This window comes from Ligilactobacillus sp. LYQ139 (assembly GCF_045033025.1).
Lineage (GTDB): Bacteria > Bacillota > Bacilli > Lactobacillales > Lactobacillaceae > Ligilactobacillus.
The window spans coordinates 187,865-195,982 of sequence record NZ_JBJFZW010000003.1 but is presented as its reverse complement, the minus strand read 5'-3'; the positions used below and the strand labels follow the sequence as shown (position 1 = coordinate 195,982).

Genomic DNA, 8,118 nt, shown 5'->3' with positions numbered 1-8,118 from the left:
GAATCCTTTACGGTGAGTGCAAGCACTCGGTGTAAAGGTTTCGCGTTCGACTTGCATGTATTAGGCACGCCGCCAGCGTTCGTCCTGAGCCAGGATCAAACTCTCATTTTGAATTCGTGACTCATTATTTATTACTAGCGAAGTTTGACTTCGTTAAATTATGTTGCTCAAAAGAGCCCTACACATTTAATTCGTCGATACTGTGTTCAGTTTTCAAAGATCTACCGTCGCCCAAGCGACTAACCTATTATAGCGAGAAAAGAACCCGTGCGTCAAGTCCCAATTAATAACGGTCAGCCACTCATTCGCAACGGTTATTATCTTACCAGCCAATCTGATAATCGTCAACAACTTTTTGCGTTCCACGTTTCTTTTTATTAACCACACCAAAACACCGGTTTCATCCGGTAAGTTCATAAAAGAACTCCCGGACAAAACCGGTGTATTAATCATAACTGGCAACCTAATTCTGCCCGTTATCCCAATTCTTATAAATCTGATTATTATCTAAGCCCTTCAATTCAGGCGCATCCGTTGAAAAGTCATTAACCAACGTTTCCCCGTGGTTCTTGTCCTTCAAACTCGTTGGATGCTTCTTGTTATTCTCCCGCAACTCAGACATTGCTTTAGCGTAGTTATAGGCGTAATCAGCCTTATTAACTTGCTTGAAGCCTTTCGGATGGTAGAACCGTAATAGGTCACCTAAAACGACCTTATCAGAGTACGTCAACTGCTTATTAACATCCTCTTGCATTTCAGCGACCCGCTTCTTTTCGGCAGCCGTCAACTTATCATTTACGACCTGACCCTGATTATTGTAAATTCGGCTACCAATCTTTGAATAAGTTGGTGAAACAAAATCCCCATCCCGGAACGCAATCGTTTGATCATGTTGTGGGTTAAGAAGATCTTGGCCAAACATAATGTACTGCCTGTCATGAATTCCTAGCAGATCCAGCAACGTTGGCATTACATCGATTTCACCACCATACGTATGATTAATGCCCCCCTTAAGGTTCTCAGCATGAATCATAAACGGTACCTTCTGAAACATCGCGAGGTCATATGGTGTTACGCTCTTCTTCCCTAATAACTGTGCAATTGGCTTCTTATGGTTATTCGAAATTCCGTAATGGTCCCCGTAAACAACAATCACAGAATTCTTATACAATCCCGTCTTCTTTAAGTAGCTAATCCATTCACCAAACGCCTGGTCCAAATAGTGCGCCGTCTGAACGTACCCGTCAACGGTATCATCCCCGGTTGTTGTCTTGGGAATCGATGCGTTCTTCTTATCCAACTCATACGGGTAATGGTTCGTCAAAGTAATAATCTTGGCGTAGAACGGTTGTGGTAACTGTTCAATGTACTGGGATTCTTCTTTCAGAAAAATCTTATCCTTCAGCCCATACCCAATATCATAACCCTTCCGGTCGGTATAGTAGCTCTTATCAAAGAAGTATTGGTACCCCCAAGCCTTATACGTATTTACCCGGTTCCAAAAACTTCCCACGTCCCCGTGGAAGGAAGCAGTTGCGTATCCGTGCTGGTCCAAGATTGCCGGAACCGCATCAAAAGTATTGGACCCACCGTATTCAGTCATTACTGAACCGGAAGGCAATCCGTACAATGAATTCTCTAGCATTGTTTCAGCGTCAGACGTCTTCCCCTGACCAACCTGATTAAAAAAGTTGTCAAACGAAAGCGTATGCTGATCATGGTAGAACTTATTAATGTTGGGCGTTACTTCACGCCCGTTAACCTTATAGTCAATTAAGAACTGCTGAAAACTTTCCAGGTGGAACACGAACACGTTTTTACCCCGTTCCTTACCAAAGTACTGTACGTTCGGCGGTAAGTACCGGGACTCCGTGTACTTCCGAACCTTCTTGAGATCCTTCCTTGATGCCCGTTCTCGTGTTACCGTTTGCCGGTGCGTCGTGTAGGCGTTATATCCGGCGTAGAAGTTCATTCCAAGATACTTAACAATGTAGTTGTTATCAAACGTCCGCCCTAATAGCTGCGGCCGATCCTTGTACGCGCATCCCAGGTCGATGGAAAATAACACCGCCCCCGCAAGTACACTAATAATTCCCTGCCGCCACCGAACAGGACGGTTATCAACTTTAATAGCCTTTGTTACTACCAAAATCGTTAGCACAATCACGCCGATGAATACAAAGAAGTCATACGGCCGGATAATTTTGCTAATGCTTAGTCCAAGGTTATTAGAAACTGCCCCCGCAGATTTAATAACCCCCATCGTGATAAAATCGGAGAATTCCCGGTAGTACTCAATATTGGCAAATAACCAGATTGACTCAATCCAGTCAATCACCAACATAATCCAGTACGACCATTTCCCCCGAAAGAAGAGTGCAATTCCAAACAGAATCAGCGCAAAGGGAATGGGATTCAATACCAGCAAGAACTGCTGCATTGGATCGGATACCCCCAGGTTAAACTCAGTCCAGTAAGCAACGTACGACGTAATCCAAAACAGGGAAACCACCATGGTAAAGAAACCCAGACGCGTACTCAGCTTATCACGAACCTTCTTAACTAATGAACGCAATGTGATTGCCTCCAATTCAAAGTAATTGAAAAACTGTGAATACCAGTCAATTATAAACAAAAAGAGGCATCTTTTCTAATGCCTCCCCCATTTTCAAATAATTTTAATTGTCTCCTTAATTTTCCGGAGCCGTGATCCGCCGCGGTTTTACCATAAACGCAATCATCCCTGCAAACATCCCCAGGTAATACGTAATTAACCGCCACAGAATCATTGCCAAGATTAATTTAGTGTGACTTGCCATGAAGGTCGAGAAGACAAGGGTAAAACTAAATTCCGCTCCCCCAGCGCCACCCGGAATTGGGAAAAGCGACGTTGCAATCACAATCAGGACGTGCATCGTCATTACCGTAATCAGCGAAACATTGCTGACCCCGAGTGCAAGTAAAATGAAGTACGGGATTACGTAATAAACTGCCAGCTGCAACAGCGTTAATAGGTTAATTTTAACGAGCAATCTTCCCTGGGCCTTCAACCGCAAACTTTCCTGATAAAAATTATCAATTTTAAGGGTCAGGTACTCCTGAACCCGGCTAAACCGCTCCGCACTTACCACCCACTTCAACGGCAACAAGCACCAGTGGACAGCTTTACGCGTAAAGTTATACCAGTACATTACCATTAGCAACCCAGCAATTACGGCAAAGTGTATTAAGAAGCCAAAAATAACTAACACCGTCATCACATGGATTTTATCTGCAATGTAATGAAAACCAGCAACCAAACAAATCAAAAAGTTAACCACAATCATCGTCTGATACACCACAAATTTAAGCAGGAGCAACGAAGTCGCCTGCCCGCCTTCTACTCCCGATTGAAGGAGAGCAAATACCTGCGCTGGTTGTCCTCCCGTTGCAAATGGGGTAATGCCGTTAAACAACTGTTCAACCAGCGGAATGCGTATTGCATCCCGCAACGGAAAATGGGCGGCCACCCGATTTCGGACTAATGTGTGAACAACAAGCGATTCTAAGAATAATGAAAGAGCCATGCAACCCACGGCAACCACGAGCCAGCCCCACTTAAGATGGGCAATATCACCAGCAATCAGGTGCCACGAAACGTTTCGCATAGAAAAGGCAAAAATCGCTACCCCAACTGCGAGCATAATGGCCAGCATGACCTTATTTTTCCGTGACATGGGCTTCCATCGCCTCCGCTCTGTAAAAATCACGCCATACCGTCGCTAGCCGGTCCTCCGAATATTGTCGTGCTCCCGCTTCAGCCTGACAGCGCAGCGCACGCAGCCGCTCCGAATTATCCCGGAGCACCATAATCTGTTGCTCCATCTCCCCAACATCAGCAGCACCAGCGTAAAAGCCACTGATAATATCATGATAAAGGGAAAGTTCCCGGACAAGAACGGGAATGCCACAGCTAAACGCTTCAAGAATACTCATCGGAAACAACTCGTTGTACGACGGTAACAAAAAAAGATCCGCCATATTATAGTATTCGCGCATTTTATCCCGATCAACAATTCCCGGAAAGAAAAGGTTATCAGGAGGACTATCAACAACTTCCTTTAAGCGGGTGTACCCGGCCGTCATCTTGCCAAACGAAAAACCGCCGACCCACACAAAGTCAATTTCCGGATGCCGCTTTGCGAGGGTAATAAAATCACCAACACCCTTCCGCTCCTGAACCTGGCCGACCCCTAAGACGGTAAACCTGCCAGGATGCAACTGATGCTGGCGCCGTAACCGACTCTTTTCGTTAGAATCAACGGGATAAAACTCTCGTTTAGCAACGAAATTCGGAATATACCGAACCTTTTCCTCTGGAATCCCATAAGCGGTAAGTTGGGGAATAAAACTGGGATTCACCACCACCAACCGGTCCATCCGTTTATAAAAACTAATCAAATACCTATCAAACGTTGTTCCAATCAATCCCGGAAGCTTTAAACTCCCCTCTAAGGTTTCTGGTAAAAAATGAACGTAACCAATCAGGCGCCCCCTTCGCCGGTCAAACGTTGATAAATAAAACTGGGGATCAACTGTGTGGTAGTGGGTAATAGAACTGGCATGCCAGTCGTTTTCGGTCACCGCAATATCTGCGGCAAGATACGTCCGTAACAGCCGAACCAGCTCGGTATACGCGCTTCCGACTCCCTGACCTTTCACCCGCGTGGCCGATGACAACATGTTTACGTGGATCATTCATTCATCCCCCATTACGAATTGGCGTTATGGCGGGAACGAACCGGAGTAATGGCCGGTTGCGCAAGCGCCTGCCGGTAAAAAGCAACGATTTGTTCCCCAAAATGGTCAGCCGAAATCATTGCTAACTTTGGTTTTAGGATTTCCGGCGTCATTTGGGGTGCTGCTCCCATCATGTACCGGTGCACAGCCGCAACTAATTCGTCCTGACCCGCAACCGGAACTCCCAAGGCAGGATTATCCAATAACTGATCGGTATACGGACTATGCGTGGCAATTACTTGAAGCCCGGCCGCCAGTGCTTCAATGTATGTTAGCCCCTGCGATTCCGATTCCGATGTTGAGACAAACAAATCGGCTGCGTGGTAGTAATCCGCCACCGCAGCATGCCGGATTTCGCCGGTAAAAATGACATCTTGTTGCACGCCAAGGGCTGCAACCTGCGTTTCCAGGTCGTCCCGCGCTGGGCCGTCACCACACACCATTAATTTCACTCCTGGAACCGCCGCCTTAATTTGCGGTAACGCCGCAATTAACCGATCAATATGCTTTTCAAGCGCTAACCGACTCAACGTTAAGATTACCGGCGTATCTGACGTAAGTCCATACTGTTGCCGCAGCCGTTGCCGCGCAACGGTCCCGTCCTCCTGGTACCGTTCCAGGTCAACTCCAGTAGGAATCACGGTAATCGGTTCGGTTATTCCGTACCCCCGTAAGGTGGTTAAAACCCGCGCGCTCGGAGCAACAATTCCCGTCATATGCGCACAAAACACCTTACTCATCTGCTTGACATGAACCGGCCGTAACAGTTTGCCGTTTGCCACGTAGTGCAAGTAGTCCTCGTACATTGTGTGGTAGGTATGCACACAAGGAATCCGAAGATTATGCGCCACAAATTTTCCGATGAGCCCCATAGAAAATTCCGTTTGGGTATGGACGATGTCCAGTTGGAGTCTCTTCGCCACCTGGTATGCGTGAAATAATCCCCGCACCGCGATTCGCCGCTCGGTAAACGAAATAAACGGAATACTCGTAAACCGGAAGATATTCCGTTCGTAGACATTCTTATCAACGTTTGGGTCCGTTGTAGTGAAGATGTAGACGGTATGCCCTTGCCGCTCAAGTTGCTTCTTTAACGTTTTAATCGACGTGGCAACCCCACTTACTTGCGGGTAATAGGTATCCGTGAAAATTCCAACCTTCACGAGCGTCCCCCCTTCCTGACAAATCAATAGTTACTATCAATTATATGAATTCCATGCAATCCACGCAACATTTTATCAATCCCGTGCCGCAAATCCGCGCGCTAATCCCTTAAATAATAAAAAAGCTTGGCACCAGCCAAGCTTCCACATTCACTTAGTTAACCCTACTTTGTGTAGTCCTTTACCAGGGCAACAACTTCGTCGGTCGTTTCGCAGTCAACCGCCTTCGCAGCTAACTCACTCATCTTCGTTGAATCCAACTTCTTAATTAAACTCCGTGTCTTCAGAATTGACGTTGCACTCATTGAAAATTCATCTAACCCTAAGCCAACAAGCAACGGCACCGCAATTTGGTCGCCCGCCATCTCACCACACATCCCGGTCCACTTACCTTCCTTGTGAGAAGATTCGATGATGTGCTTAACCAGGCGTAGGATTGATGGGTTATACGGCTGGTACAGGTAAGAAACGCGTTCGTTTCCCCGATCAGCAGCCATTGAGTACTGAATCAAGTCGTTGGTTCCAATACTAAAGAAGTCCGCGTACTTCGCTAACTTATCAGCAATCAAAGCAGCAGCTGGAATCTCCATCATCATTCCGACTTCGATGTCATCCGCCACCGGAACCCCATCAGCAACCAGTTTAGCCTTCTCCTCTTCAAAGATGGCCTTAGCGTCCTTGAATTCCTGGACCGTCGCAATCATCGGGAACATAACGGCCAGTTTGCCGTAGTGAGATGCCCGCAACAGTGCCCGCAACTGCGTCCGGAAAATTTTCTGTTGGTCTAGTGAAATCCGGATTGCCCGGTAACCTAAGAACGGATTTTGTTCTTCTGGAAGTTCAAGGTATGGCAAGTGCTTGTCACCGCCAATGTCCATCGTCCGGACGACAACTTGTTTGCCGCGCATACCTTCAACGGCCTGCTTGTACGCCTCAAACTGCTCATCTTCGGTTGGCAACTCGCTTGAATCCATGTAAAGAAACTCTGACCGGAACAGCCCAACAGCTTCGGCCCCATTATCATTAGCCCCTTCAACATCATTCGGGGTCCCGATGTTTGCCCCAATCAGGACCTTCTTGCCGTCTGCCGTCACTGACTGTGCGTTCTTTAACTTTTCCCATTCAACCTTCTGGGCAGCATAGTCCTTCGCCTTCTGCTGATAATCAGCAACTTCAGCATCTGTCGGGTTAACGAGCGCAACCCCGTCAATTCCGTCTAAGGCAACAATGTCATCCGCTTTAATATCCTGCGTAGCCGTTTCTGAACCAACTACCGCCGGGATTTCCAATGTCCGTGACATGATTGCTGAGTGGGACGTCCGCCCACCAATATCAGTAATGAAGCCCTTAACGTACTTCCGGTCCAACTGAGCCGTATCAGACGGCGTTAAATCATGCGCAACGATAACGACTTCTTCGTCAATTAGAGCAGGGTTTGGCAGTGTTACTCCGAGCAGGTGACTCATAACCCGCTTAGTAACGTCCCGTACATCCCCAGCCCGTTCCTGCATATAGGCATTATCGGTCATCGCCTCAAACATCTGAATAAACATATCAGTTACGGCCTTTAAGGCTGCTTCAGCGTTAACCTTATCGTTTTTAATCTTATCTTCAATCTGGCCCAGCATTTCCGGATCAGAAAGAATCGTCAGGTGAGCTTCGAAAACCTCGGCTTCATCCTCACCGAGGTTTTCCGTTGCCTTTTGCTTGATAATCTCAAGCTCCTTCTTGGATGCATCAACCGCATCATGAAGCCGTTTGATTTCAGCATTGGCATCACTGATATTCTTTTCTTCAAATGACAGGTCAGGCTGAACGAGCATGTACGCCTTAGCAACGGCAATTCCATCACTTGCGGCGATTCCCTTCAGTGTCTTCGTCATTACTCAGCAAGCCCTTCCTTTGTCATCGTGTCAGCAATAGCCTTAATAGCGTCAGCTTCATCAGCACCATCAGCCGTAATCGTTACGTCAGCCCCCTGACCAACACCAAGTGACATTACACCCATAATAGACTTTAAGTTAACTGACTTGTCTTGATATGACAGAGTAATGTCTGAGTTAAACTTGCTTGCTGCCTGGACTAACAGGGTAGCAGGACGAGCGTGAATCCCAGTTTCAGCTGTAACATGAAAGTCTTTCTTTTCCATAACTAACAATCTCCTTTATATGGATAT

The 8,118-nt window shown here is 46.8% G+C and carries 6 protein-coding genes and 1 rRNA gene; all 7 read right to left on the bottom strand.

The genetic code is table 11. The features are described from left to right. Nucleotides 1-111: ribosomal RNA gene (locus ACI3E1_RS04425) — 16S ribosomal RNA — on the bottom strand; the annotation flags it as partial. Between the two features lie 352 nt (nucleotides 112-463). After that, nucleotides 464-2,575, bottom strand: a complete 2,112-nt coding sequence (locus ACI3E1_RS04420) for an LTA synthase family protein (protein ID WP_405024448.1) — start codon at nucleotides 2,573-2,575, stop codon at nucleotides 464-466. Between the two features lie 115 nt (nucleotides 2,576-2,690). Then, the gene (locus ACI3E1_RS04415) at nucleotides 2,691-3,716 is read right to left on the bottom strand and encodes a YbhN family protein (RefSeq protein ID WP_405024447.1); all 1,026 of its coding nucleotides are present in this window, start codon (nucleotides 3,714-3,716) and stop codon (nucleotides 2,691-2,693) included. Beyond that, nucleotides 3,700-4,737: a glycosyltransferase family 4 protein gene (locus ACI3E1_RS04410; RefSeq protein WP_405024446.1), complete on the bottom strand. Its 1,038-nt coding sequence runs from the start codon at nucleotides 4,735-4,737 to the stop codon at nucleotides 3,700-3,702. Before ACI3E1_RS04410 ends, ACI3E1_RS04415 begins: the two co-directional genes overlap by 17 nt. Nucleotides 4,738-4,751: 14 nt before the next feature. After that, complete coding sequence (locus tag ACI3E1_RS04405) at nucleotides 4,752-5,942, bottom strand: glycosyltransferase family 4 protein (RefSeq protein ID WP_405024445.1); 1,191 nt, start codon at nucleotides 5,940-5,942, stop codon at nucleotides 4,752-4,754. A gap of 164 nt (nucleotides 5,943-6,106) precedes the next feature. Beyond that, nucleotides 6,107-7,825 carry a phosphoenolpyruvate--protein phosphotransferase gene (gene ptsP, locus ACI3E1_RS04400; protein ID WP_405024444.1) on the bottom strand — a complete coding sequence of 573 codons (1,719 nt, stop codon included), beginning with the start codon at nucleotides 7,823-7,825 and terminating at the stop codon, nucleotides 6,107-6,109. After that, nucleotides 7,825-8,091, bottom strand: coding sequence for a phosphocarrier protein HPr (locus tag ACI3E1_RS04395; protein WP_283582203.1), 267 nt, complete (start codon nucleotides 8,089-8,091; stop codon nucleotides 7,825-7,827). The genes ptsP and ACI3E1_RS04395 overlap by 1 nt, the downstream gene beginning before the upstream one ends. Between the last annotated feature and the right edge of the window lie 27 nt (nucleotides 8,092-8,118).

Excerpts from the sequence above, each read along its gene's own strand:
- ACI3E1_RS04415 (WP_405024447.1), bottom strand. The coding sequence starts at position 3,716 with ATGTCACGGAAAAATAAGGTCATGCTGGCCATTATGCTCGCAGTTGGG.
- ACI3E1_RS04410 (WP_405024446.1), bottom strand. The coding sequence starts at position 4,737 with ATGATCCACGTAAACATGTTGTCATCGGCCACGCGGGTGAAAGGTCAG.
- ptsP (WP_405024444.1), bottom strand. The coding sequence starts at position 7,825 with ATGACGAAGACACTGAAGGGAATCGCCGCAAGTGATGGAATTGCCGTT.
- ACI3E1_RS04395 (WP_283582203.1), bottom strand. The coding sequence starts at position 8,091 with ATGGAAAAGAAAGACTTTCATGTTACAGCTGAAACTGGGATTCACGCT.